We start from the raw sequence: 25,630 nt of genomic DNA on the forward strand, positions 1-25,630 counted from the left end.
CGCAGGGAAGGCCGAGTGATCGGCACCACCTGTATGCTGCTGTGCGGTTCTTTTTGCGTGTGCATTTCGCGCAGCGGACCGCGGGTGCCTGTCGGCACCCGGTCTTCCCTGCGCCCTCTTGGCTTGAAGAGGGTGGGAGACGAGGCAAAGCTCGGGCGGAACGCGCCGCGAGGTCGAAAAGCCATGCCCGCAACCACACACGCGGTGTCATCGCCCGGCTTGACCGGGCGATCCAGTACGCCGAGACGGCCGTGATTGAACCGAGAAGCCGCGGTGTACTGGATTCCCCGCATGCGCGGGGAATGACAGCGACACTGGAGAACAAGCTATCGCCTCACACGCCGTCACTGCGAGGGCTCGTGACAAAATTGCGTAGCAATTTGCGCTGATGCGACGAAGCAATCCAAAGTCCCTCCGCGGAAAGATTCTGGATTGCTTCCGCCTTCGCCAAGGCTTCGGCGGACAAGTCGCTGCGCTCGCAATGACGATGTGGAGAGAGCGTGCGCCTCTCTCCACATCTTCCCGTGTCGCCCTGGGTCCCGGCTCTGCGCCACAACGCGCTATGCGCGTTGCAGCTTGTCCGGGACACGTGCGTCGGCTCGTCCCCTCACACGCGATGCCACGCCGCGAGATTCCACGTGATGGTGTCCCAGCCGGAGATGTCGATCATCAAATTGTTGGCGCCGGCGTTGACGATGTGGCGCGAGAGCAGCGGCAGGAAGACGTTGGCCTCGCAGAAGATCTCGTCGACCTTCATCAGTAGCGCGGCGCGCTTGACGGGATCGAGCTCGTTTTGAGCGGCCTTGTAGGCCTTGTCGGCTTCGGGATCGGAATAGCGCGAATTGTTGCGGCCGAGCCATTTGTTGTCCTTGCTGGCAATCTCCCAGGACACGCACTGGTTCAGCAGGCGCTCCGGATCGGGTTGCGGCTGCGTCGTGTTGTACATCTCCATGTCGGCATAGAATTTCGAATAGGTATCGGGATTGCCGACGTCGGAGGAGAAGAACACCGAGGCGGTGACCGCCTTGATCTCGATGTCGATGCCGGCCTTCTCGCAGGCCTGCTTGATGATGGCCTGGGTCTTCTGGCGCGGGGCGTTGGTCGAGGTCTGGAACACGTATTTGAGCTTCTTGCCGTCCTTCTCGCGGATGCCGTCCGCACCCTTCTTCCAGCCGGCTTCGTCGAGCAGCTTGTTGGCCTTGTCGATGCTGAATTCGTATTTCAGCTTCGGCGACTTGAACTGCTTGGGCGCGTTGACGAAGCTCGCGGTCGCGAGCGCGCCGCGTCCGTAGATGAACTTCTGGATCGAATCGCGGTCGATCAACAGATTGATCGCACGGCGCACGGCGGGATCGGACAGCGTCGGGTGCTTGGTCTTGGCGTTCGAGCGCTCGCCGTCGACTTCGGTCCACGGGTCCGTCGTGTTGAGGATGATGAACTCGACGTTGCCGGACGGCGTGATGTCGAGCTTGCCCTTGCCGCCCGCCTCCATGCGCTTGAGCACCTCCTCCTCCACCTGCATGTTCCAGGCGAAGTCGTATTCGCCGGTCTGCAGCACGGTGCGCGCCGCGGATACGGCGTCGCCGCCGCCCTTGATCTCGAGCGTGTCGAAATGCGGCTGGTTCTTGACGTGGTAGTCGGGATTGCGCTCGGCGCGAATCAGGTCCCCGGGCTTGAACTCGAGGAATTTGTACGGACCGGTGCCGACCGGCTTCAGATTGCCCGGCGCTTCGCGCGACTTGGCGCCGACATAGTCGCCGAAAAGATGTCTTGGCAGGATCATCCCGACCGAGCCGACGAACGGATCGGCCCAGAACGGCGTCGGCGCCTTGAAGATCACCTTGACGGCGTAGTCGTCGATCTTCTCGACCTTGATGTCCTTGTAGGATCCGGTGGTATAGGCCGCTGTCGCCAGATCCGCGGCGTATTGCCAGGTGAAGACGACGTCGTCGGCGGTGAAGGGCTTGCCGTCATGCCATTTGACGCCTTGCTTCAGCTTCCAGATCACGGTCAGGCCGTCGGCCGAAAGGCCGCCATTGGCCTTGGTCGGGGTCTCGGCGGCAAGGCACGGGATCAGGTTGCCGTCCTTGTCCCAGCCGGCGAGCGGCTCGAAGAAGACGCGCGAAGCGATCTGGTCCTTGGTTCCGAGCGCGAAATGCGGATTGAGCAGCGTGGGCGCCTGCCACAGCAGGACCTTGAGCGTGCCGCCGCCGCCGGCCTTGGTCGGTTTGTACGGCAGGGTGGCATCCGCCATCGCGACGTCGTTCCAGACCAGGATCTGGCTCGCGATGGGAGCTGCTATACCGACCGCGGCCACCTTCTGGATGAACGAGCGCCGCGACAGCGTGCCTTGCTTCACCTCCGCGACCAGATTCCGGATGTCATTCTCGTTCATCAGACCCTCCACCCTTGCGTAGAAACGACGTCGGCTGCATGCGGCCTAGCTCAGCACGTCGGGCCCGGCGGTGTCAAAGATGAGGTTGCTTTCGCGCTGCGGCGTGCTGTCACCGGATGTTGGCCGCGCCGATCAGACGGCCTCGCGGCCGCCGTGAATTCATTTCGCGTTTGCTGCCGAATGGAGAAGGTGCGCCCGCCACCGACGCTCAATATGGATATCCATTTCATTGATTTCGGCCCGCGGAGAAGCGAATACGGTTCCACTCGATGCTGAGACCTTCGGAGACCAAGATGTCGCTTCGCTTCCCCCTGATCCTTGCAACCATCCTGGCCGCGTGGTCGGCGAATGCTGCAGCCGAGACCATCAAGATCGGCGTGACGCCGGGGCCGCATGCGCAGATCTTCGAGGCGGTGAAGCCGATCGCCGCCAGGCGGGGGCTCGACATCCAGCTCATCGAGTTCTCGGATTATGTCGTGCCCAACGCCGCGCTCGACGCCGGCGATATCCAGGCCAATTCGTTCCAGAACCAGCCTTACCTGGACAACCAGAAGGCCGACCGCGGCTACAAGATCGAGGCCGTCGGCCTCACCGTGAACTTCCCGATCGGCGTCTACTCGAAGAAGCACAAGGCCTTCGCCGACATTCCCGAGGGCGGCAAGGTCTCGATCCCGAACGATCCGACCAATGGCGGCCGCGTGCTGCTGCTGCTTCGCGACAAGGGCGTGATCAAGCTGAAGGACGGTGTCGGCTTCAAGCCGACGGTGCTCGACATCACCGAGAACACGAAGAAGCTGAAATTCATCGAGGTCGATGCGGCACAGGCGCCGCGCGCACTGGACGATGTCGATGCCGCCGCGATCAACACCAATTATGCAACCCAAGCCGGCCTCGATCCCGTCAAGGATCCGATCCTGCGCGAGGACCCGAAAGGCCCCTACGTCAACCTGATCGCCGTGCGCGCCGCCGACAAGGACAAGCCCTGGGTCAAGATCCTCGTCGACAGCTATCACACGGCCGAAGTCAAGGAGTTCGTCCTCACCAAGTTCAAGGGCGCGGTGCTGCCGAGCTGGTAGGCAGTCTGCCCAGCTCCGACGCAGGAACGATCCGGCGGGCAGCTTGCGCATGAGCTTTGCGTATGTGCCTTGCGCAATGGCGGCTTGTCTGGAGCAGCAGTAACCGACATCATCGGCGGCCTGGCCATCCCAGCCCGACAGGGGTCGCATGAAACGCTTTGCAAATCTGAAACGCCTGGGCTTCTTCACGCGGCTTCTCGACGAGGCCCCGCCCGCCGAGCGATACCGCTTCGCGGCCGAGCAGATCGTGCGCGCGGAAAAGGCGGGGCTCGATTCCGCGTGGATCGCGCAGCATCATTTCCACGAGCGCGAAGGCGGCCTGCCGTCGCCCTTCACGTTCCTCGGTTACGTCGCCGCCCAAACCTCGCGCATCCGCCTCGGCACCGGCATCGTCACGCTGCCGCTGGAGAACGCGGTGCGGGTGGCGGAGGACGCCGCGGTGCTCGATCTCATCTGCAACGGCCGCTTCGAGCTCGGCGTCGGCACCGGCGGCAATCCGTCGGCCTTCGCCGCCTTCGGCCTCGACAGCGCCCAGCGCAACGAGATTTTTGCGCGCAATCTGGAGGTGGTCCGCACTGCCCTGGTCGGCAAGCCGCTCGATGGCGGCGATACGATCTACCCGCAGCGGCCGCAACTGGACAAGCGCATCTGGCAAGCCACGTTCTCAGTGGCCGGCGGCGCCCGTGCCGGCAAGGCCGGCGATGGCCTGTTGCTGTCGCGCACCCAGCCGCGCACCAGGGAGGCGCCGAAGGCCACGCTCGCCGAAATCCAGAACCCGGTGATCGATGCCTATCTGGAAGCGCTGCCGAAGGGAGCCGAGCCGCGCATCATGGCCTCGCGCAGCGTCTTCGTCGCCGACGACCACGGCGAAGCGATGCGCCTTGCGGATATCGGGCTGCGCCGCGCGCTGCCGCAATTCCTCAAGGGCGGCCACGCCAAGCCGGGCGAGACGCTGGAGGAGATGATCACCGCGTTCGACACCCATGTCGGTGATGCCGACCACGTCATCGCCTCGCTGCGTGCCGACGCGACGCTGGAGCGAGTGACCGATCTCGTCTTCCAGGTGCATTCGGTCGACGCGCCGCATCCCCATGTCCTGCGCTCGATCGATCTGGTCGCGGAGAAGGTTGCCCCGGCGCTGGGCTGGACCCGGACGGCACCCGAAGTGGCGCTGGCGGGTTGACCGGAAGTGAAGAGCATCGCGTTGCACGAGGCTGAATGATGAGTACGCAGGATATTATCGACACGCTCGCCGGGATCGAGCCGGGCTCCGCTCTCGATGCCATCCGCGCCCGCCGCCTGCAGGCGCGTGAGAATGCGCAGAAGAGCTATCTCTCCCTGTTCGAGCCGATCGACGCGAGCGACTTTTCGCTGGCCGAACGCGCCGCGGTCGCTGCCTTCGTGACCGGACTTCATGGCGAATCCCCGGTCGCCGCCTTCTATCGCGAGAAGCTAACGGCAAACGCCGATGGCGCCCGTCTGCTGGAGGCGATCGACGCCGAGATCGCGCAGGGCAGGACCTCGGGTCCCTATGGCTCGTATCCGGCCGGCCCGCTGTCGATCGAGAACACTGCCGGCCTGATCTACCACGTGAGCGCGGCGAGCAAGCCGGCGCTTGGCGCCCGACTAGCAGCCGCCCTCGAACATGCGCATCTCCTGGTGTTTCGTCCGCGCGATGCCGCCTCCGCCGACATGAAGGCGCTGCTGGACGCCGGCTGGTCGGACACCGGCATCGTCACGTTCTCCCAGCTCGTCGCGTTCCTGTCGTTTCAGCTGCGCGTCGTCAGCGGCCTGCGCACGCTCGCCGCAGTGAACGCATAAGAGGAGGCTGTATCATGAGCGCCACCGTCAATCCCCCCGTCGTCTTCACCCAGGACGAACTGGGCTGGGTGTCGTGGATCGATCCGCTGCCCGAGGCCGAGCTGACCGAACGGCACTTCAATGGCCTAGTCGATCGCGCCCGCGCCAAGTCGGACTATTTCCGCCTCCTGGTGCGCGATCCCGAAGTGCTGGAGGCCCGCACCAAAACCGACAAGGACATCTTCTACAATGTCGCCGACGGCCTGCCGCGCGCCGAGCGCGAGCTCGCGGCGGCTGCGACGTCGCGCTACAATGGCTGCATCTATTGCGCCTCCGTGCATGCGCGCTTTGCCAGCACCTATTCCAAGCGCCGTGACGACGTGCAGCGCCTGCTCGACGAAGGCATCAAGGCCGATCTCGGCGAACGCTGGAACGCAGTGGTCAAGGCCTCCGTGGCCCTGTCCGCGACACCGATCGCATTCGGTCCTGACAACATCGCCGAGTTGCGCCGCGCCGGGCTCGACGATGCCGAGATCGTCGACGTCATCAACGGCGCGTCGTTCTTCAACTGGGCGAACCGGCTGATGCTGTCGCTCGGCGAGCCCTCGAAATAGGCAATCTCAGCGGCACGAGAATTGCTGCTTGTTCAACACCTGAGTGGATGGAGCCGTGCATGAGCAACATCGATCGTCGTACCCTGGTCAAGGGCTCGTTGACCGCCATCATGGCGGGAGCAGCCTTCTCGCGCGCCGCCATCGCGCAGGCGTCCGAGCCGATCGTGCTCGGCGTCAGTGGTCCGCTCACGGGACCGAACGCGCAATATGGCATGCAGTGGAAGCAGGGCTTTGATCTCGCGCTCGACGAGATCACGGCTGCCGGCGGCATCAACGGGCGTAAGCTCGCCTACCAATTCGAGGACAGCCAGAGCGATCCGCGCCAGTCGGTGGCGATCGCCCAGAAGTTCGTCTCCGATCCCCGCATCGTCATGGAGCTCGGCGACTTCTCCAGCCCCGCCTCGATGGCGGCCTCGCCCATCTACCAGCGCGGCGGCCTCGTGCAGTTCGGCTTCACCAATTCGCACCCCGATTTCACCAAGGGCGGCGACTTCATGTGGAGCACCTCGGTCAGCCAGGCCGACGAGCAGCCGCTGCTGGCGGCCTATGCGGTGAAGCGTCTCGGCCTGAAGAAGCTCGCGGTGTTGCACCTCAACACCGATTGGGGCCGCACCAGCCGCGACTATTTCGTCAAGGCGGCCAAGGAATACGGCGCCGAGATCGCGGTGACCGAGGGCTACATCGCGGAGGAGCGCGACTTCCGCTCCACCCTGGTGCGCGTGCGCGACGCTGGTCCCGACGGGCTGATCCTGATCTCCTATTATTCCGACGGTGCGCTGATCGCGCGCCAGGCCCGTCAGGTCGGCCTTAAGCAGAAGATGTGCGCCGCAAGCTCGGTCTACTCGCCGAAATTCATCGAGCTCGGCGGCGAGGCGGTCGAGGACGTTCATCTCGGCACCCGCTACTTCCCGCAGGATCCCAGGCCCGAGGTGCAGAAGTTCATCGCGGGCTTCAAGGCGAAGTATGGCGGGCAGGAGCCCGACGCCTTCAACGCCTATTCCTATGACGCGATGAACATGGCTGCCGCCGTGGTGAAGATCGGCGGCACCGATCGCCGTGCCATCCGCGATGCTTTCGCCAAGGTGAAGGACGTCTCCAGCGTGATCTTCGGCGCCGCGACGTTCGACGTCGAGAGCCGCCGCGTCAAGGGCGCGATGAACGCCGAGCTGGTCGTGCGCAAGGGCCAGTTCGCGCTGTGGGACGGCAAGCCGAGCTGACCTGATGGCCGGAGCAGCCGCTCCGGCCGCCTTCCTTTCACTGCGGGGACCAGCGTTTGTCTTCCTGGCTCGACTACACCATCAACGGGCTGATCGTCGGCAATGTCTACGCGCTCGTTGCGGTCGGGCTTGCGCTGATTTTCGGCGTCAGCCGACTGATCAACTTCGCGCAAGGCTCGATCTATCTCGTCGGCGCCTATGTCGGTTGGGTGGCGGTGGTGCAGCTGCATACGCCGCTGCCACTCACCATCATCGTAGTCGCCGCGGCGGCTGCAATCGTCGGGCTGATCATCGAGCGGTTCGGCCTGCGGCCGCTTCAGAACTCCGTGCGCATTGCGCCGCTGCTCGCGACCATCGGCATCAGCTTCGTGCTCGATCAGCTCGTGATGCTGACCTTCTCACCCAACCCGCGCGCGCTGCCGAGCCAGTTGCCCGATATCCGCTTCCAGGTCGGTGGTGGGACGATCGGACCGCTCGATCTGCTCATCGCCGGCGTTGGCCTCAGCAGCGCGCTGCTGCTGTTCGTGTTCCTGCGTTACACTAAGCTCGGCTGGGCGGTGCGGGCCACCGCGCAGGACCGCGACGCCGCCATGCAGATGGGCGTCGACGTCAACCGCGTCAATCAAGCCGTGTTCGGCATCGCGGCGGCGCTCGGGGGCGTGTCGGGCCTGCTGGTCGGCATGTACTACAACCAGATCGATACCGCGATGAGCCTTCAGGCGACGCTCAAGGGCGTGGTCGCCGAAGTCGTCGGCGGCGCCGGCAACGTGCCGGGCGCGGTGATCGGCAGCTTGCTGCTGGGGCTGGTCGAAAGCTACGGCGTTGCCGTGCTCGGCACCAGCTACCGCAATCTGTTTGCCTTCCTGCTGCTGGTCGTCGTGCTCGTGCTGCGGCCGAACGGCCTGTTCGTCAGCGCGCGGCAGGCGCCGCCCGAGCCGCTCACCGGCACCTTCATCGCCCCGAGCCGCCCGGTGCGCATTCCGAGCTGGGCGTTACTCATTGCCGCTGGCGGGTTTGCGATCCTGCCGCTGCTCCCGGTGTCCTTCTACGTGCTCCAGACCCTGATCAACGCCTGGCTGCTCGGAATGCTCGCGCTCAGCCTGACGCTGGTTGCGGGCACGATGGGCCAGGTTTCGCTCGGTCATGCAGCGCTGCTCGCGATCGGCGCCTACACCTCCGCGCTGCTGTCGCTGACATTGGCCGTTCCGGTCGGCCTTGCCATCATCGGCGGAGGCCTGATGAGCGCGGCGCTCGGCACGCTGTTGATCTCGCCGTCGTTCCGCCTGCGCGGACACTACGTGTCGATCGCGACGCTCGCCATCGGCGAGATCGTGGCACTGGTGATCTTGAACTGGGAGAGCGTCACGCGCGGGCCGATCGGCATCTCCGGCATCCCGCCGCTGTCGCTGTTCGGCTACGATCTGATCAGCCCGGCGTCGGTCTACTGGTTCAGCCTTGGCGTGATGATCGTGCTCGCGCTGCTGCAGGGACGCTTGCTTACCTCGCATCTCGGCCGCAGCTTCCGCGCCATCCGCGACGACGACATTGCGGCGCGCGCCTACGGTCTCAGTCTGAACCGCTACAAATCGCTGGCCTTCATCTTCGGCGGCTTCGCCGCCGGCATCAGCGGCGGCATCGCGGCGCATCTGTATTCCTACATCAACCACGAGACCTTCAACACCCAGCAATCGATCCTGGCGCTGACCGTCGTCATTCTCGGCGGCCTCGGCAACGTCGTCGGCGCGATTGTCGGGTCGCTCGCGCTGGTCGGGCTGCCCGAAGTGTTCCGGATCGCGGCGGAGTATCGCATCCTGATCTACGGCGTCGTGTTGCTGCTGCTGGTGCGGTTCAGGCCGCAGGGTCTGTTGGGGACGGTGTGATGGCGGAGCGGCTCAACTCGATGCTGTCCTTGCGCGGACTGACGCGGCGCTTCGGCGGCCTCACCGCGGTCGACGCCATCGATCTCGATCTCGCCAAAGGCGAGCTCATCAGCATCATCGGCCCGAACGGCGCCGGCAAGACGACCTTGTTCAATCTCGTGACCGGGCTCGACCGGCCCGATGCCGGCACAGTCAGCTTCGAAGGGCGGGACGTCACGGGGCTGGCGCCGGAACGACTTGCGGCCGAAGGGATCGCGCGCACGTTTCAGCTCGGCCGCGTCTTCGGCAATCTCAGCGTCATGGACAACGTCCTGATCGGCGCCCATACGCGGCTGCGCGCGGTGAAGCCGGCCATGCCGGTCATCGGCCCGTTGCTCGAATTGGGACTGGCACTGCTGCGGCCAGCCAGCGTGAAGGCGGAGGAAGAGCGGCTGCGGGACGAGGTGAAAGCCATTCTCTCCCGCTTCGGGGAACGGCTGCTGCCGCGGATCGACCAGCCGGCCTATAGTCTGTCCTACGCCAACCGCCGCCGTGTCGAGATCGCGCGTGCGCTGGCGCTGAAGCCGCGCCTGCTTCTGCTCGACGAGCCGACCGCCGGCATGAATCCGACCGAGACCACGGAGATGCAGGGTCTCGTCGCCGAGCTCAAGGCGGAGGGCCTGACCATTCTCCTGATCGAGCACAAGCTGGAGATGGTGATGCGCCTGTCCGACCGCGTCATCGTCATGGACGAGGGCAAGAAGATCGCGGAAGGGCCGGGCGAACAGGTGCGGGGCGATCCCAAGGTGATCGAGGCCTATCTCGGTCACGGCCTCGCGACAAAGCAGGAGAGCGCCGCATGACGAACGTTTCTCCCGAACCGCTGCTGGCGCTGTCGAACGTCAACACCTTCTATGGCCAGGCCCAGGTGCATTTCGACCTCTCGATATCGGTCGCACGCGGTCACATCGTCTGCCTGCTCGGCGGCAATGCCAGCGGCAAATCGACCACGATGAAGATCATCCTCGGCCTCGTAAAGCCGCGCTCGGGCGAGGTGAGCTTCGACGGCGCTTCGCTGCTCGGCCTCTCCACGCCGCAGATCGTCCGCCGCGGCATCGCCTCGGTGCCGGAAGCGCGGCGGCTGTTCGCGGACATGAGCGTGCGCGAAAACATCCTGATGGGGGCCTTCGTACGCAACGACAGCGAGGTGATCGCGCAGGATCTCGACAAGATGCTGACGCTGTTTCCGAAGCTCGGCCAGCGGCTGTCGCAGCGCGCCGGCTCGCTCTCCGGCGGCGAGCAGCAGATGGTGGCGATGGCGCGGGCACTGATGAGCAGGCCGCGGATGATCGTCATGGACGAGCCGACCATGGGCCTGTCGCCGCTCTATGTCGACCGCGTGCTGGAGCTGATCCGCACCATCAACCAGGAAGGCGTTTCGGTGTTCATGGTCGAGCAGAACGCCAGCCTCGCACTCGAGATCGCGCATGAGGCCTATGTGCTCCAGACCGGCAAGATCGTGCTGTCAGGCCCGGCGCGGGCGCTGAAGGATGACCCCCGCATCCGCGACGCCTATCTCGGCGGCTCGGAGGCGGCCTGACGTTCAGGCCGAAGCCGCGCTTCGCGCCGGCTCGGCCGGCAGATCATCGCCATTGGGATCGCCAGGGGCCGTGGCCCAGGCCAGCTCGACCAGCGTCACGATCCGGCGCCCACCGCCATCGAGCTGGACCACGATCAGGCCCTGCTCCTCCATATAGCCGAGCAGCCGCTGCGCCCTTCGCAGCGAATGCGAACCATAGGCCCGCGCGATCGCGGCGTCGCCGGGACACGGCCAGCCTTCCTTCGCGGCACGCGCGATCATCATGAACACGCCCTGCATGTCGTCGGGCAAAATGGATGCGCGCAACGACACGTCCTGCCAGGCGTCGTCATCGGCGATGTCAGTACCGAGACCGGCGCGCGCATGGGTCAGCATGCGGCGGAATTCGTTGAGATCGGGCACGGCCGCGCCGAGCCCCTCGATGCGGCAGCGGACCACGAACTCCTGATAGAGCACGCCGATGGCGCGGAAGCCGGCGTCGGGTTCGGCGAGCACGGCACGCAGCGTACGATCCACGCGCTCGCGCCGCTCCGCGAGCTCCTCGGCGCTGACCGCCACGTCGGTCATTTCGGGCGGGACCTCCGGCGCTGTGGCCTTCGCGGCGCGGAGCTGCTCGAGCAGATCCGGCGCCGGCCGCCGCTGCGGCCGGCTGGCATCGGGCGGCGGGGCGGCCAGGATCACCGCGCGCATGTCCTCGAGCGCGGCCTCCGGCAGCGGCATCAGCCGCGGTGTGGAATTGCGCGGGCTGGTCGCGGTCGGGCCGATGTTCAGGCGTAGCGGACGGCGCGCCAGCGCAGGTCCCAGCGCCATGAACTGTCCGCGCTCGAGGTCGCGAAAGGCTTCGGCCTGCCGCCGTTCCATGCCGAGCAGATCGGCGGCACGCGCCATGTCGATGTCGAGGAAGGTCCGGCCCATCAGAAAGTTGGAGGCTTCCGCCGCCACGTTCTTGGCGAGCTTCGCCAGCCGCTGGGTCGCGATGATGCCGGCGAGACCACGCTTGCGGCCGCGGCACATCAGATTGGTCATCGCGCCGAGTGAGAGTTTTCGCGCCTCATCCGAGACTTCGCCTGCAACCGCCGGTGCGAACAGCTGCGCCTCGTCGACGACCACCAGCATCGGATACCAATGGTCGCGGCTGACGTCGAACAGGCCGCCGAGAAACGCGGCCGCACGGCGCATCTGATTCTCCGCGTCGAGGCCTTCGAGATTGAGCACGGTGGAGACGCGATGCAGCCGCGCCCGCTCTCCGGCGACCTGAAGGCCGCGCTCGGTGTGATCCTCGGCCTCGATCACGAGATGGCCGAAGTGTTCGGCGAGCGTGACGAAATCGCCTTCGGGGTCGATGATGGCCTGCTGCACCCAGGGCGCGCTCTGCTCCAGCAGCCGTCGCAAGAGATGCGATTTGCCGGAGCCCGAATTGCCCTGCACGAGGAGGCGGGTCGCCAGGAGTTCCTCGAGGTCCATGGCGGCCGGGGCGCCCGCCGTGGTCTGCCCCATCTCGATCGCAACCGTCATGTCCCGACTCAAGTCCCCGTCATCTGCGGACAGGGGCTTATCAACCCCGCCGCGGCGCGTCGAGCGGCTCGGGACGGATCATGCAGCGTTGCCCACGGCGGCGTTCAGGCGCAATTGGATTGCCGTAGATGTGCGGGGACGCAACGTTTTCGCAAAATGGCAACTATAGGGGCCGGGGTTCTGACCGGATGCGCCGGTTCCGGCTCTTTGGGCCCGATTCGATGACGAAGATCAAATCCATCCGGGCCCCTGCCTGCTAATCGAGCCGCATGAGCTTCCTGACCCTCTTCGGAGCGACCTACGTCCTGCTGGCCGTGCCCGGGCCGACCAATACCTTGCTCGCGACCTCGGGCGCCGGGATTGGCGTTGCGCGCTCGCTTCGTCTGCTCATCGCCGAACTCGCCGGCTATCTGTTGGCGATTGCCCTGCTGCGGCTGGCCCTCGGCTCCGTCGTCAGCGACATCCCGATCGCGGCGATCGTACTTCGCGTCGCGGTGACCGTTTACATCCTGTGCCTTGCCTTCATGCTCTGGCGCGTCAATACGCGCGAGCTGAGCGATGGCGCACCGGTGACGTTCGGCCAGGTGCTGCTTGCCACGCTGCTCAACCCGAAGGCGCTCGTGTTCGCTTTCCTGCTCCTGCCGCTCGAGGCCGGGCCGCTCGAGCTATTGCCGTGGTTCGGCGTGATCGCGCTTCAGATTCTCACGGCTGGCGCTGCGTGGATCACTCTGGGCGCAACGCTCGGCCGCGGCGCCCGTCGCCTCGGGCATCCCGACCTGGTCCCGCGCGCCGGCGCGGTCACGCTTGTGGCGGTGACCGGCCTCGTCTGGCTTCAATCGTTCCTGACGGCTTGAAGCGTCGAAACGGCGCGCTTATTGCGCGCCGGATCCGCCCTGCACGATCTTCTCGTTCAGCTTCTGGTCCACGGTGTCGACCGTGCGGTCGATCTCGGGATTGGGCACGCCGAGCTGATGCGAGATCAGCTTCACCAGCAGATCGACGCGCTCGATGAAGGGCGCGCCGCTCGCGACCGCGCGCGCCGCCGACGACGGCTTGAGCAGGCTTTCGGCGGCCTTGGCGTATTTCGCGAACGGCACCTGGTCCTGCGGATCGGCGCCGAGGCGGCGCGCGATGGCATCGACATGATCGTAGATCGTCTGCGAGCGCTGGAGGTCGCCGTGCACGGCGTCGCGGATCGACTGCGGCTCGCTCGGCGTGATGCAGCGGTAGTTGCCGGTCAGCAGCATCGACCATTTCGCCAGCGGCACGAACAGGGACTCGAACACTTTCAGCTTCACCGGCACGTCGTGACCGTCGAGCGTCACCGCGTCGATGTCAGCCTCCAGCTCGCGCAGCACCTTGTTGTGCTTCTCGTCGGCGAAAACCGACGCCTTGAAATTGGTGGGCAGGCCGACATGCAGCACGTTCGCGGCTTCTTCCGGCGGACGGAAGGCCTGCGGGTCGGGTGAGCACAGCGTCACGAGGCCCGGCTCGAACCGCTCCCACACCTGTGCATTGGTGTAGGCCTCTTCGAGGTCCATGTCGGCGAGCGCCGGGATCCGCTTCAGATAGGGCAGCGGCGGCATGTTCATGATCGACAGGCACGGCAGCTTCGCTGCGGCGATCTTGACCATGAGCACGCGCACTGTGTGGTTGGTATATTGCGGCTCCTGCATCGCAAGGCCGACCAGGTCGTAGCGGGAGAGATCGACATTGGCGGGGGTCACGGCGTCGAGCTTGCCGGGCAGGTTGCGCGAAAAAATCGCCCGATGCACCGCCTCGTCACGCAATTTGATGCGCACCTCGGTACCTTCGCGGTTGATCAGCTCCGCGGTCTTGGCGCGGCAGACCAGGGTCACGTTGTGCCCCGCCATCAAGAGCTTCGTGCCCAGCAGCGAGCCGTAAGAAGCCCCGAGAATCAATATGTTGCGCGCCATGCTCCGTCCCTTTGACAATGTATGCGATTTTTCAGCCCCGGCCGTCATCCGCGGGCGAGTTGCCGGCATGTAAAGCGAAGTGCGCGGGGATGGCAACTGGGATAATGCATACAAGGAGCTGCCGGGATCCAGGTTGCCCCGCACCTGGTTGCCCGCACTTGGCAGCTCGCACCGTCCCGGATCAGGCTGGGCCGTTCGGGCTCCGCAAGGTGGTTGTGTTGCCACCAGTCAACTCGCAAGAATATTCTTCCTTGGCGAAATTCGGAATTGCGGCATAGGTCGCCTGGCCCGACGAAGAAGGCGGTCCGCGAGCCGGTCGAAACGCGGGGCCGGGCCTGCGGTCATACGACGGTGACAAAGATGTGCATCTCACCGGCGGCGTCGCGGCCCGCGTCTCAGCCCTGGCTCGCCATTCGCGCGCGGTCGAGATGCCCTTCGATCTTCGGGCGGTCACGGGTGCGCTCGAAACTCGTGCACAGCAGTTCCGTTGCTTCGAGCGAGACAGGAGCGCGATACAGCCGGCACATGAATTCGGCGCTTGTGCGTCCCTTGCCGGTGCCCGGGCCGCGCTCGGCGAGAAACATGCAGTCCCGGCAGATGCTGGCATCGAGCCGCTGATGCGCTGCATCGAGGTGATTGAGGACTTGGCGGAGCGAGTCGCGCAGCCTTACGCATTCGTCGGTCCCGAGCGCCGTAACCGCATTCACCACGTGATTGATCGGGTCGTGCTGACTTAGGCATTTCTCGCCCTGGGCGGTGACGTGCAGGACGACGGAACGCTTGTCCTCGTGCGACGGCTTCCGCACCAGAAACGACCTGCTCTCCAGCGTCTTCACGATCTGCGACGCAGTCGCCCTGGTCGCGCCGATGAAGCCGGCGAGCGCGGACGGCGTGCGCGAAAACCTGTTGGCGCGGCCGAGAAAACGCAGCGCCATCCATTCCCGATCGCGCAATCCATGCTGATTGCCTTCGAAATACCAAGCCCTCGCCGCCTGAACCAGCAGCTCGACGGCCTCTCGTGCCAACGGCATGGATCTACCTCGTCCCCGGAACTTCGTCCGCGGCGTTCCGAAGCCGCGATGCGCCATGGCTCACGGATTCGTCGAGAGACACCGGACGGCTGGAGATGTCCGATGAGCAAATCGTGTCCAGCTCTAGCGTCGTCGCCACATGGGAGCCCGAGTCGCCGCCGCGAGCAGACGATGGATCGGAGTAGTTCAACCGAGGCCCCTAAAGTTCAAGTCACGAGCAGACGTTTCTTGTATCAACCAAAACGATGACTGAGCTTCTCAACAAAATCAAGTCAAGACACTCGCGCAGATCGATGTCGTTGCAGTCGAATGTAACGTTCAAGACAATCTCGCTCATCAGAACACATGATGGTGAACGCGGTGAACGCCATACGTTTCGCGACGAGCAGCATGTACGCAACTATGCGACGGTTTGATTGCACGGCGCGTGATTGTCTGTCGTTGATGCAAGTTGATCGAAGCTTGTGCATGACGACGGCGTATATCGCCCGGGTCATCCACAACTTGTACGATCCGTCGTGGAGTGACCAGGGGAACTCACAGGAAATGCACGCATCGGTTGTTGCGACTCTTGACGCGAATCGCCCCTTCCATCGCCACCGTCGCATCCTGTCACCCGAACGGTGGAACGTGCGGACGATGGAAATCACTGGCAGCCATGTGCGTGCATGCGCTGGAAGCGTGGGCGCATGCGCAATCGTCTGTCGATAACGAGGAGCGATGGGCGAGGGCGTGGCGCGCCGGCCAGACCTCTCGACCTGCTAGTCGCCCCTGAGCATGTCCCGGAGCTCGCGGAACGGATCGGCGCTCGGAGGAGCCGAAGTGTCTTGCCGCATCGCGCCGTAGATTCTCGGAACCATGTCGACCGCCTGGTCGAGGCCCGAATCACGTCCCGTCTGATATCCGCCCATCAGGCGAAGGTCGCGCGTATCCTCGTACTTGGCGATCATGGCGCGCAGCTTGCTCACCAATTCGCGCTCCTCGGGGTCCCAGACGTTATGGGCGAGGCGTGACACCGAGGCCAGAACGTCGACGGCCGGATAGCGCGCCTGATCGGCGATGTGCCTTGAGAGCACGATGTGCCCGTCGAGCGTGCTGCGGATGGTGTCGGCGATCGGCTCGTTGTGATCGTCGCCATCGACCAGCACGGAGAAGATCCCGGTGATCGTGCCGCTACCTTCCTCGCCGGGGCCGGCGCGCTCCAACAGGCGCGGCAGATCGGTGAAGACCGTCGGTGCGTAACCGCGTGCGACCGCGGGCTCGCCGGCGGCCAGCGCGACCTCGCGGGCGGCGTGGGCGAATCTGGTGATCGAATCGACCATCAGCAGGACCGACTCGCCGCGGTCGCGGAAATATTCGGCGACCGCCATGGCCGTCTTCGGCGCCAGCCGCCGCATCATCGGGCTTTCGTCACCCGTCGACACGATGGTGACGGCGCGCTGACGATCATTGCCCAGCACGTCCTCGATGAACTCGCGCACCTCGCGGCCACGCTCGCCGACCAGCGCCAGCACGACGGTGTCGAAACCCTGGCTGCGGGCGAGCATCGCAAGCAGCGTCGATTTGCCGACGCCGGAGCCGGCAAAGATGCCGACACGCTGACCGGCGCAGATCGGCGCGAACAGATCGATGACGCGCACACCGGTGCGCAGCGGCTTGTGCACGCGTGCGCGCTTCATGGCCGACGGCGCCTCAGCCTCCGCCGAGACCGCCCGGGATCCCGGGGTGAGGGGGCCGAGCCCGTCCAGCGGTGCGCCGAGGGCGTTGATGACGCGGCCCTTCCAGCTGGGATCGGGGGCAAAGGACAAGGGCGGCATCCGGTAGGCGACCGAGCCGAGGCCGCCGGCAAATTGCCGGTCGAACGGCTTGGCAACGATGCCCTCGCTGTCGATCCGCACCACTTCGCCGATCTGGGCCTTGCCGCCCGAATCGACGCCGATGAGCTCGCCGAGCCTGACGAAGCGCGACAGGCCGGAGACACGGAAATGCGTCGGCGCGATCTCGGAGATCGCGCCGCTGACGCTTGCCAGGGGAGTGTTCTGCTGAAGCTCCAGCAGCGCCCACTCGAGTTGCCGAAGAGCGTTCAAGGTATCAGTCCAACCTCAAAGTCAGTGCGCGCGAGGCGCGGGCTATTTGCCGGGTTCGCCCAGCGTCCGGATGGCATTCTGCAGCGAGCTCTCGGTGCCCTCGATCATCGAATTGGCGCCGTCGAAGGCGCGCGAGGCCGCGATCAGCTTGGTCAATTCCATCATCGGGTTGGCGCCGGAGCCCTCGACATAGCCTTGCTTGAAGCCGTCGCGGGAGAAGTCGGCGATGGCGGTCGCGGGCCGGTCCGGCGTCACGCCGGAATTGCCGTAGCGCTCGAGATTGGCGTCAGTGGGAATGTTGAACAGGCCGATGGTGCCGATCTCGTTGTTGTCCTGGGTGATCGCGCCGTTGCGCGCGATCGAGATCGGTCCGCCGTTCGGGTCCAGCGTGATCTGCGCGCCGCCGGAATCGACGACGGGGAAGCCGCTCACGGTCTGAAGGTCGCCGTTGGAGGCGATCTGGAGCCGGCCGTCCCGGGTATAGACCGTGCCGTTGGGACCGGCGAAGGCTATCCACCCCTGTCCGACCACGGCGACGTCCAGCGGGTTGCCGCTTTCGGTGATGTTGCCCATCTCGCGGGAGATGATGTTGTCGCCGGGCGAGGAGAAGGCAACGGGGTTCGGGCCAGCCTTGGACAGCACCGTTTCGAACTTCACCACGTCGGTGCGGAACGCCGCCGTGTTGACGTTGGCGACGTTGTTGGCGATCGTCTGGAGACGCTTTTCGAGCGCGACCTGCGCCGACAATCCCACATAGAGGGCCGATTGCATGAGCTACTTTCCGAGCCGGAGGGACTGAAGTTTCGAGAGCATGTCGATATCCATGCCGGCCGAGGATGCGCCGCCGATCAGGACCAGCGCGGGACTGGTCGAGCCGTCGCTCTGGGCCCGGGTCGCATCCCACATCGCCGCAAAGCGCTGCACGAACTTGGTGACCTTGGCCGGGTCCTGGAAATCGGTGAGCTTGACCCTGTTGGTGATCATCTTGGCCTGGGCGTCGATGTCGGCCGCGCTGATCGTCGAGGGCAGGCCGAGCGCAGTCTGAACCACTTGCGTCAGCGCCTTGTCCGCGAGGACCTGGTAGGCGGTCGTGATCGTGGATGCCTTGCGGGTGAAATAGAGCGCCAACCGCAGGCCCTCGTTCTGGTCGCCGGCCTTCTGCTCCATCGTCTGCGTGACATAGTGGGTCGCCGTCCCGGTCGTGGCCTGGGCGGTCTTCGTCGCATTGCTGCCGAGCGCGGCGAAATTGAAGGCGGTGGCGAATTCCCGGTAGCGGGTGTCGGTCAGCTTGTTGGCGAAAGTGTTCTTGTTCGCGACGCCCTCGGTCAGCACCTTGCGCATGAACGCCTTGGCATAGGTCATGTCGCTGAGGCCGTAGGCCTTCATCGCGTAGGAGTAGAGGCGATAGTCCTTCAGGAAGTCGTCGATCGTCTTCACGTTGCCGATATGGCTCAGGAAGTAATCGGTCTCGCGGCTGACATCCGGCTGTCTTGCGACCTGCGTCAGCGACTTGCCCATGTCTCTGGTCAGCCTGGTGTAGTCCGCGATGGTGGATAGCATGACACGCGCCCTCTCTGGCCGCTGTTGCGACGCCGTCCCAAGCTGCCGCCAATTGCTTGCGTGAGGCTGGCGATGCGGGAAGCCAGCTTCGCGCAAGGCTCGCCGACTAGATATTCCCGGTGGGATCGGCGATGGAGTGGCGCGTTGCTCAGTTTCGTGGGGATTTTCATCACGGTGGCGGCGCTGCTCGGCGGATTTGCCGCCATGGGCGGGCATCTGGCCGTGCTCATGCAGCCCTGGGAGTTCGTGATCATCATGGGGACCGCGGTCGGCACCTTCATCGTGGCCAATCCGTGGAAGACGGTCGTGGACACCGGGGTGGCCTGCATGCAGGCCGTCACCGGCGCGGTGCCCGGCCAGCGCTACTACCTTGATCTGCTCGGGGCACTTCATGCCCTGATGCGCGAGCTTCGCGGCAAGGGCCGCAACGAGGTCGAGGCGCATATCGACGATCCCTCGTCATCCGAGATCTTCAAGGCGTTCCCGAGCGTGCTCGCGGATCCTTCGCTGCTCCAGTTCATCTGCGACTATGTCCGCCTCATCATCATGGGCAACGCGCGCACACATGAGATCGAAGCGTTGATGGACGAGGAGATCCACACCATCGTGAAGGGCAAGCTGGCGCCCTATCATGCGCTGGTGACGGTATCCGAGGCGTTGCCGGCGCTGGGCATCGTCGCCGCCGTGCTCGGCGTCATCAAGGCGATGGGCGCGCTCGACCAGTCGCCCAAGCTGCTGGGCGGCTTCATCGGCGCGGCCCTGGTCGGCACCTTCGCCGGCATCTTCCTGTCCTACGGCGTCCTTTCGCCCTTCGCGATCAAGATCAAGATGACGCGCGAGAAGAAGTGCCGGCCCTATATCATCGTCAAGCAGACGTTGCTGGCGTTCATGAACGGCGCCATGCCGCAGATCGCCGTCGAGCACGGCCGCAAGATGATCGCGAGCAGCGAGCGGCCGTCGATCGACGTCGTCGAGAACGAGACGATCGCAGGTCCCAAGGCCGTTGCCACCGAGCCCGAACCCAAGGCTGCCCGCGCATGATGATGGAAGACGCCGGCGTCGGTCAGAAGAAGCAGCTCCCGAACTACCTGCTGGATGCCGCCGGCATATCGATCGAACGCATGCCGATGCTCAATGTGATCTTCGATCGCATGGCGGCATCCTGCACCGACAGCTTGCAGCCGATGGCTGGAACGCCGTGCTATTTCTCGGTCAACGGCATCACCAACGATCCGCTCGGCGGCATCATCAAGGACTACGAGGGCAACGCGGTCGCTGCGGTGCTCTATGCCGAGCAGTGGGACTCGCGCGTCATCATCGTGCTGGACCGCGACTTCGTCTTTACGATGGTCGAGGCGATGTTCGGATCCGACGGGGCGGAACCGCCGCTCGATGTCGAACGAACGTTCTCGAACATCGAGATCCGCCTGGTCCAGGCGCTATTCGAGCGGTTCGCCAAGGCGCTGCAGAACGCCTTTGCCGGCACGTCGAACGTTACCTTCCGCGTGGAGCGGGTCGAGACCGCGATGGCCTCGCTGGCGATCGGGCGCGCCAGCAACATGTCGATCTGCGCCAACATGATGGTGCAGGCGCTCTACCGCGGCGGTCAGATGTTCCTCATCATTCCGCACTCGGCGCTCAACCCACTCCGGCAGAAGCTGGCTCATGTCGTCGTCAGCGACGGTCGCGCCTCCGATCCGCGCTGGCGCGAGCAGATGGAGAGCGAGGTTCACCGCACCGAAGTGACGCTGAGCGCGGTGCTCGACGAGAAGATGATATCCCTGGAAGACGTCGTGAAGTTCAGGGTTGGGCAGGTGCTCGAGCTCGAAGCGACGCCGCGCACGCTCGCCCGGCTCGAAAGCAACAATCAGGTGCTGTTCTGGTGTCAGATCGGTCAGCTCGATGGCTATTACGCCATGCAGGTGGCCGATCCCGTCGATAAGAAACGGGAGTTCGTCGATGATATCCTATCTCGTTGATGTCGTGCTGCTGATGGCGCTGGCCTTCACCAGCATCCGGGTGACCCGGATGCACCGCGAGCTGGCGCGGCTGCGCAGCTACCAGGGCGAATTCTCGACCATCGTCCACGAGACGGCGGGCGCCTTCGACACGGTCATCACCGCGGCGCATGATTCCACCGCCAATCTCGGACGGCTCGCCAACGTGCTGAGCACCAAGATCGACCAGGCCCACGAGGCGATCGCGGCGCTCGATGCCCGCAGCGGGCTCGCGCCGGCCGCGACCGCGGGCGGCATCGAGGTGAACAAGCACTGAAGCCGAAGCCGGCGGAACCAACACGATCGGAACGTCACGACGCTCCGGGAGCGGAAATACCAAGAGGCGATACCAGATGGCGCAATCCTTCGACTATGAATCTGCCGCGCGAGCCCCGGACTCCGACGAGGGCCACACCGAGACGTCTCCGCTGGAGCGGCTGGCGGAGATTGCAGCGCGCACGGCGGAGGAGAGCGGCAAGTTCGCCAATGTCGATGCCATCCTGCGCATTCCCGTCACCATGCAGGTGGTGCTGGGATCGGCGACCATTCCGGTGGCAAACCTGATGAAGCTCGGCCGCGGCGCGGTGGTTCCGCTCGACCACCGGGTCGGCGAGCCCGTCGACGTCGTCGTCAACGGGCGCATTGTCGCCCGCGGCGAGGTGGTCGTCGTCGAAGAGGACAATTCCCGCTTCGGCGTCTCGCTCACGGAGATCGTAGGGCCGCTGGGGCAGGGCGATAGCTGACCATGGCGGCACAGGTCGGCATCGCTCCCGTCAAGCAGCGAGGCGTTGCCGCGCTGGGCGGAACGGAAAAGGTCGCCGCGCTCCTGCTGGCCATGGGCCGGCAGGCGGCCGCGAGCGTGCTCGCGCAATTCGAGCCGCAGGACATTCGCATCGTCACCAAGGCCGCGGCCGAGCTGCGGCCGATCACGGCGCAGGAGCTCGAATCCATCGTCGAGGAGTTCGCCCAGCAATTCTCGATGGGCGCGAACATTCTGGGGACTCTCGGTGGCCTGGAGGCCGTGCTAGGCGACGTGCTTCCCGCCGACCAGGTGTCGGCGATCATGTCGGACCTGCTCGGCAATTCGAGCCGGTCGGTGTGGGATCGCGTCTCGTCGGTGTCGGAAAATTCGCTGGCGACCTACCTCTCCAAGGAGCATCCGCAGACCGCGGCGCTGATCCTGTCCAAGGTCAAGCCGTCTTGCGCCGCCAAGGTGATGAGCCAGCTCCCCTCGAGCCTGCGCAACGAGTTGATGCGGCGCGTGCTGAGCCTCAAGCCGATCGTCGACGACGCCATGAAGGTGCTCGAGAAGACGCTGCACGAAGACCTGACGCTCAATTTCGCCCGCAATCTCGGCGCCGACACCTATGCGCGCGTCGCCGACATCATCAACAAGATGGAGCGCGGACACATCGAGGACATGCTGAAGAGCCTGTCGGAAAAGCGGCCGAAATCGGCCGAAGTACTGAAGGAGCTGCTGTTCACCTTCGACGACGTGACCAACCTGACGCCGATGGCGCGCACCATGATCTTCGACCAGGTGCCGACCGATCGCATCGTCGTCGCGCTGAAGGGGACCGACAAGCATTTCCGCGAGCTGATCCTGTCCTCGGTCGCCTCGCGCGTCCGCCGCGTCGTCGAGCACGAGCTCGCCATCGGCGAGCCTTCGAACCAGCGCGACGTGCTGGAGGCGCGGCGCGTGATCACCGATCTCGCGCTCGAGCTCGCTGAGAAGGGCGAAATCGAGCTCAACCCCGAGCAGGAGGATGAGCTGGTCTTCCGCTGACCGCTGAACGGGCATGGCAGAATCATCCGATCAGGAGAGCAAGACAGAAGAGCCGACCGAGAAGAAAGTCCGAGATGCGCTCGAACAGGGCAAGATCCCGGTCTCTCGGGAGGCCTCCATTTTCGCGTCGATGGCCGCGCTGCTGGTCATTCAGGCGTTCCTGATCGGTCAGGGCGTGCAGCAATTGACGCCGACATTGACGAGCCTGCTGGACGATCCCGAAGGTTTCCCGCTCAGCAACGGCGCGGATGCGCAGAACCTGCTCGCCGTGGTCGGCCTCCAGGCGCTGCGATTTCTGGTGCCGCTGGTCGTCATCCTCATGGTATTCGGGCTGGCCGCCTCGCTGCTGCAAAATGCGCCGCGCCTGGTGCTCGACCGCATCAAGCCGAATCTGTCGCGAATCTCTCCGATCAGCGGCTGGAGCCGGATCTTCGGAACGCAGGGGCTCGTCGAGTTCGCCAAGTCGCTGTTCAAGCTCGCCGCAGTGACCTCCGTGGTCGTCTTCGTGCTGCGCGCATCGGAAGCGAAGGCGTTCGAGGCGATGTACACCGATCCGGTCGCGCTGCCGGAGATGATTCTCAACATCGCGATGCGGATCGTCTCGGCGATCTGCATCGCGACCATCGTCTTGGTGGCGATCGATCTGGCCTGGGCGCGCTTCCACTGGCGGCGTGAGCTGCGCATGACCAAGCAGGAGATCAAGGACGAGCACAAGCAGGCGGAGGGCGATCCGCTGATCAAGGCGCGCCTGCGCTCGCTGGCGCGCGACCGCTCGCGGCAGCGGATGATCGCGTCCGCATCGCGCGCGACCCTGGTGATCGCGAACCCGACGCATTTCGCGATCGCGCTGCGTTACAATCGCGAGGAAAACCCCGCGCCGCTCGTGGTGGCCAAGGGCATGGACGTGATCGCGCTGAAGATCCGCGAGGTCGCCGAGCAGAACCGGATTCCCGTCATCGAGAACAAGGCGCTGGCGCGCGCACTCTACGAGGCGGTGCAGGTCGATCAGGTGATTCCGGCGGAGTTCTTCCGGCCCGTCGCCGAGATCATCTACTTCCTCCAGTCGAAACAGACTCCGCGCACCGAGAAGGTCCAGTAGAATTCCGAGGACGACCTCCGGCCCAACAGCTTGACGAAAGCTTAACGCCCTAGGCTTCTCCCGAATGGACCAGAACGGGGCTGTCGTGGGACCGCTTTATCTCTTCGAACTCGCATCGTCGCAGGCGCGCTATCTTGAGCTCCGCCAGTCGACCATCGCCACCAACGTCGCCAACGCCAACACGCCGGGCTTCAGGGCGCGCGACGTCGAGCCCTTCAACAAGGTGCTCGACGGCATGCCGGTGAGGCTCGCCACGACGTCGCCCTCGCACCTGCAGTTAGCCGCGGCCGAGACCGACACGCGTGCGACCGCGAAGAAGGACAGCTGGGAAGTGGTTCACTCCGGCAATTCCGTCAGCCTCGAGCAGGAAATGATCAAGGGCAGCGACGTCAGCCGCGACTATTCGATGAATTCGGCCATCGTGCGGTCGTTCCACCGCATGGTCCTGGCCGGTGCGAAAGCCTGAGGTGAATTGACATGCTGGACTCACTGAGCGCCTCGCTGACGGTCGCGAGCTCCGGGCTCGAAGCGCAATCGACGCGCATGCGCATCGTCTCGGAAAACCTCGCCAACGCGACCTCGACGGGACGCACCGCCGGCGCCGATCCCTACCAGCGCAAGACGATCACCTTCGATGCCGCGATGGATCGCGCGTCGGGCTCGCAGCTCGCCAAGGTCAAGGAAATCGGCGTCGACACCACGCCGTACCGCGTCGAGTACGATCCCGGACATCCCGCCGCAGACAAGGCCGGCTACGTCAAGCTGCCGAACGTCAACATGATGATCGAGATGGCCGACATGCGCGAAGTCAACCGGTCCTATGAAGCCAATCTCCAGGTCGTGAAACAGGTCAGGTCGATGCTAGGCATGACCATCGATCTCCTAAGGAGCTGACAATGCTTGAGGCGATTTCATCCACGGCGATCTCCGCAGGACAGGCGGCGGCTCGCGCAACCGAGACTCAGGCGATCGCGCCCGCGGCGCCGACCGCTATCCAGCCCTCCGACGATGTCGGCTTCGAATCGGTGATGAAGCAGGTGACGACGGACGCGATCGGGACGCTGAAGGCGGGCGAAGCGGCGTCGATCTCGGCAATGCAGGGCAAGGAATCGACGCGGCGCGTCGTGGAGGCGCTGATGTCGGCCGAGCAGGCTCTGCAGACGGCGGTCGCGGTTCGCGACAAGGTCGTGCAGGCCTACCAGGAAGTCGTCCGGATGTCGATCTGATCTGAAGGAGTGGGATAAGTGAAATCGCTCGCCATTGCGGCCACGGGCATGAACGCCCAGCAGACCAACATCGAAGTCATCGCCAACAACATCGCCAACATCAACTCGACGTCGTACAAGCGGGCACGCGCGGAGTTCACCGATCTGTTCTACCAAATGGACCGCATGCAGGGCGTGGCGAACGTCAACGGTTCCTCGCCGGTGCCGGAGGGCGCCAATCTCGGTCTCGGCGTCAAGTCGGCGGCGATCCGCAAGCTGCACATCCAGGGCGCGCTCACGCAGACCGGCAACCCTTACGACCTCGCGATCAACGGCCGCGGCTGGTTTCAGGTGCTCGGCCCCAACAACGAGGTGCAATACACCCGCGCAGGGTCGTTCACCCCCAACGCCAACGGCCAGCTCGTCACGACCGACGGCTATCTGCTGGATCCCGCGATTACGATACCGCAGGGAACCGTCGAGGTCACGGTCAACCAGACCGGGCAGGTGTTCGCCAAGCTGGACACGGAAATCAACCCGCGGCAGATCGGCCAGCTCAACCTCGCCAATTTCGCCAACGAAGCGGGCCTCGAGCCGCTCGGCAGTAATCTCTACAAAGAGACGACGGCATCCGGCACGCCGGTCGTCGGCCTGCCGGGCGATTCCGGTTACGGCAAGATCAACCAGAAATGGCTCGAGGCATCGAACGTCGATCCGGTGAAGGAAATCACCGAGTTGATCTCGGCGCAGCGCGCCTACGAAATGAATGCCAAGGTCATCCAGGCCTCGGACGAAATGGCCCAGACCGTCTCGAAGGGCATGCGCTAGTTCCGGTGTCTTGATGTTGAACAG

The 25,630-nt window shown here is 64.9% G+C and carries 26 protein-coding genes; 19 read left to right on the forward strand and 7 right to left on the reverse strand.

Annotation, left to right across the window (positions count from 1 at the left end; genetic code table 11):
- Positions 1–607: 607 nt before the first annotated feature.
- Complete coding sequence (locus tag ACFDR6_RS22705) at positions 608–2,395, reverse strand: peptide ABC transporter substrate-binding protein (protein WP_212088408.1); 1,788 nt, start codon at positions 2,393–2,395, stop codon at positions 608–610.
- Between the two features lie 293 nt (positions 2,396–2,688).
- On the opposite strand from ACFDR6_RS22705, the gene ACFDR6_RS22710 reads away from it, so the two are divergent.
- The 8 genes from ACFDR6_RS22710 (at position 2,689) to ACFDR6_RS22745 (ending at position 10,561) form a co-directional block, all read left to right on the forward strand.
- The gene (locus ACFDR6_RS22710; RefSeq protein WP_212088410.1) at positions 2,689–3,471 is read left to right on the forward strand and encodes a MetQ/NlpA family ABC transporter substrate-binding protein; all 783 of its coding nucleotides are present in this window, start codon (positions 2,689–2,691) and stop codon (positions 3,469–3,471) included.
- 148 nt (positions 3,472–3,619) lie between these two features.
- Entirely contained in the window at positions 3,620–4,654 is a 1,035-nt protein-coding gene (locus ACFDR6_RS22715) for a putative FMN-dependent luciferase-like monooxygenase (RefSeq protein ID WP_375859576.1), read from the forward strand.
- Positions 4,655–4,692: 38 nt separating this feature from the next.
- Positions 4,693–5,292 (forward strand): CMD domain protein, encoded by a 600-nt coding sequence (locus ACFDR6_RS22720; protein WP_375848506.1) that lies wholly within the window; start codon positions 4,693–4,695, stop codon positions 5,290–5,292.
- 14 nt (positions 5,293–5,306) lie between these two features.
- Positions 5,307–5,885, forward strand: a complete 579-nt coding sequence (locus ACFDR6_RS22725) for an alkylhydroperoxidase domain protein (protein ID WP_212088413.1) — start codon at positions 5,307–5,309, stop codon at positions 5,883–5,885.
- A 59-nt stretch (positions 5,886–5,944) separates the two neighbouring features.
- Positions 5,945–7,102 (forward strand): ABC transporter substrate-binding protein, encoded by a 1,158-nt coding sequence (locus ACFDR6_RS22730; RefSeq protein WP_375859577.1) that lies wholly within the window; start codon positions 5,945–5,947, stop codon positions 7,100–7,102.
- A 56-nt stretch (positions 7,103–7,158) separates the two neighbouring features.
- Positions 7,159–8,982, forward strand: a complete 1,824-nt coding sequence (locus ACFDR6_RS22735) for an ABC transporter permease (RefSeq protein WP_317240983.1) — start codon at positions 7,159–7,161, stop codon at positions 8,980–8,982.
- Positions 8,982–9,824, forward strand: coding sequence for an ABC transporter ATP-binding protein (locus ACFDR6_RS22740; protein WP_212088419.1), 843 nt, complete (start codon positions 8,982–8,984; stop codon positions 9,822–9,824). The genes ACFDR6_RS22735 and ACFDR6_RS22740 overlap by 1 nt, the downstream gene beginning before the upstream one ends.
- Positions 9,821–10,561, forward strand: a complete 741-nt coding sequence (locus tag ACFDR6_RS22745) for an ABC transporter ATP-binding protein (RefSeq protein ID WP_212088421.1) — start codon at positions 9,821–9,823, stop codon at positions 10,559–10,561. The genes ACFDR6_RS22740 and ACFDR6_RS22745 overlap by 4 nt, the downstream gene beginning before the upstream one ends.
- A gap of 3 nt (positions 10,562–10,564) precedes the next feature.
- On the opposite strand, the gene ACFDR6_RS22750 is transcribed toward ACFDR6_RS22745, so the two are convergent.
- Positions 10,565–12,076 carry a helicase HerA domain-containing protein gene (locus ACFDR6_RS22750; protein WP_212088423.1) on the reverse strand — a complete coding sequence of 504 codons (1,512 nt, stop codon included), beginning with the start codon at positions 12,074–12,076 and terminating at the stop codon, positions 10,565–10,567.
- Positions 12,077–12,345: 269 nt separating this feature from the next.
- Between ACFDR6_RS22750 and ACFDR6_RS22755 the strand changes: the two genes are divergently transcribed.
- Positions 12,346–12,930: a LysE family translocator gene (locus ACFDR6_RS22755; RefSeq protein WP_212088424.1), complete on the forward strand. Its 585-nt coding sequence runs from the start codon at positions 12,346–12,348 to the stop codon at positions 12,928–12,930.
- An 18-nt stretch (positions 12,931–12,948) separates the two neighbouring features.
- On the opposite strand, the gene ACFDR6_RS22760 is transcribed toward ACFDR6_RS22755, so the two are convergent.
- The 5 genes from ACFDR6_RS22760 to ACFDR6_RS22780 form a co-directional block, all read right to left on the reverse strand.
- Positions 12,949–14,013, reverse strand: coding sequence for a ketopantoate reductase family protein (locus ACFDR6_RS22760; protein ID WP_317240978.1), 1,065 nt, complete (start codon positions 14,011–14,013; stop codon positions 12,949–12,951).
- A gap of 395 nt (positions 14,014–14,408) precedes the next feature.
- The gene (locus ACFDR6_RS22765; protein WP_375859578.1) at positions 14,409–15,044 is read right to left on the reverse strand and encodes a MarR family winged helix-turn-helix transcriptional regulator; all 636 of its coding nucleotides are present in this window, start codon (positions 15,042–15,044) and stop codon (positions 14,409–14,411) included.
- Between the two features lie 761 nt (positions 15,045–15,805).
- Positions 15,806–17,131 (reverse strand): flagellar protein export ATPase FliI, encoded by a 1,326-nt coding sequence (fliI, locus tag ACFDR6_RS22770; protein ID WP_375859579.1) that lies wholly within the window; start codon positions 17,129–17,131, stop codon positions 15,806–15,808.
- A 42-nt stretch (positions 17,132–17,173) separates the two neighbouring features.
- Positions 17,174–17,902 (reverse strand): flagellar basal-body rod protein FlgF, encoded by a 729-nt coding sequence (gene flgF, locus ACFDR6_RS22775; RefSeq protein WP_375859580.1) that lies wholly within the window; start codon positions 17,900–17,902, stop codon positions 17,174–17,176.
- A gap of 3 nt (positions 17,903–17,905) precedes the next feature.
- The gene (locus tag ACFDR6_RS22780) at positions 17,906–18,691 is read right to left on the reverse strand and encodes a DUF1217 domain-containing protein (RefSeq protein ID WP_212088442.1); all 786 of its coding nucleotides are present in this window, start codon (positions 18,689–18,691) and stop codon (positions 17,906–17,908) included.
- Positions 18,692–18,835: 144 nt separating this feature from the next.
- Here ACFDR6_RS22780 and motA point away from each other — a divergent pair, with 144 nt between their 5' ends.
- From motA to flgG, 10 genes are all read left to right on the forward strand, one after another.
- Complete coding sequence (gene motA, locus ACFDR6_RS22785) at positions 18,836–19,732, forward strand: flagellar motor stator protein MotA (RefSeq protein ID WP_212088444.1); 897 nt, start codon at positions 18,836–18,838, stop codon at positions 19,730–19,732.
- Positions 19,729–20,670, forward strand: coding sequence for a flagellar motor switch protein FliM (locus ACFDR6_RS22790; RefSeq protein WP_375859581.1), 942 nt, complete (start codon positions 19,729–19,731; stop codon positions 20,668–20,670). Before motA ends, ACFDR6_RS22790 begins: the two co-directional genes overlap by 4 nt.
- The gene (locus ACFDR6_RS22795) at positions 20,651–20,965 is read left to right on the forward strand and encodes a hypothetical protein (protein WP_375859582.1); all 315 of its coding nucleotides are present in this window, start codon (positions 20,651–20,653) and stop codon (positions 20,963–20,965) included. Before ACFDR6_RS22790 ends, ACFDR6_RS22795 begins: the two co-directional genes overlap by 20 nt.
- A gap of 76 nt (positions 20,966–21,041) precedes the next feature.
- Positions 21,042–21,431: a flagellar motor switch protein FliN gene (fliN, locus tag ACFDR6_RS22800; protein ID WP_212088451.1), complete on the forward strand. Its 390-nt coding sequence runs from the start codon at positions 21,042–21,044 to the stop codon at positions 21,429–21,431.
- Positions 21,432–21,433: 2 nt separating this feature from the next.
- Positions 21,434–22,474 carry a flagellar motor switch protein FliG gene (locus tag ACFDR6_RS22805; RefSeq protein WP_375859583.1) on the forward strand — a complete coding sequence of 347 codons (1,041 nt, stop codon included), beginning with the start codon at positions 21,434–21,436 and terminating at the stop codon, positions 22,472–22,474.
- A gap of 13 nt (positions 22,475–22,487) precedes the next feature.
- Entirely contained in the window at positions 22,488–23,573 is a 1,086-nt protein-coding gene (gene flhB, locus ACFDR6_RS22810; protein WP_212088461.1) for a flagellar biosynthesis protein FlhB, read from the forward strand.
- 64 nt (positions 23,574–23,637) lie between these two features.
- On the forward strand, positions 23,638–24,039 hold the full coding sequence (flgB, locus tag ACFDR6_RS22815) for a flagellar basal body rod protein FlgB (protein WP_212088464.1): 402 nt from the start codon (positions 23,638–23,640) through the stop codon (positions 24,037–24,039).
- An 11-nt stretch (positions 24,040–24,050) separates the two neighbouring features.
- The gene (gene flgC, locus ACFDR6_RS22820; RefSeq protein ID WP_100174722.1) at positions 24,051–24,467 is read left to right on the forward strand and encodes a flagellar basal body rod protein FlgC; all 417 of its coding nucleotides are present in this window, start codon (positions 24,051–24,053) and stop codon (positions 24,465–24,467) included.
- Positions 24,468–24,469: 2 nt separating this feature from the next.
- The gene (gene fliE, locus ACFDR6_RS22825) at positions 24,470–24,799 is read left to right on the forward strand and encodes a flagellar hook-basal body complex protein FliE (RefSeq protein ID WP_212088466.1); all 330 of its coding nucleotides are present in this window, start codon (positions 24,470–24,472) and stop codon (positions 24,797–24,799) included.
- Between the two features lie 18 nt (positions 24,800–24,817).
- Positions 24,818–25,606 carry a flagellar basal-body rod protein FlgG gene (gene flgG, locus ACFDR6_RS22830; RefSeq protein WP_212088468.1) on the forward strand — a complete coding sequence of 263 codons (789 nt, stop codon included), beginning with the start codon at positions 24,818–24,820 and terminating at the stop codon, positions 25,604–25,606.
- Positions 25,607–25,630 lie beyond the last annotated feature (24 nt).

Source organism: Bradyrhizobium tunisiense (genome assembly GCF_042263385.1).
Taxonomy (GTDB): domain Bacteria; phylum Pseudomonadota; class Alphaproteobacteria; order Rhizobiales; family Xanthobacteraceae; genus Bradyrhizobium; species Bradyrhizobium tunisiense.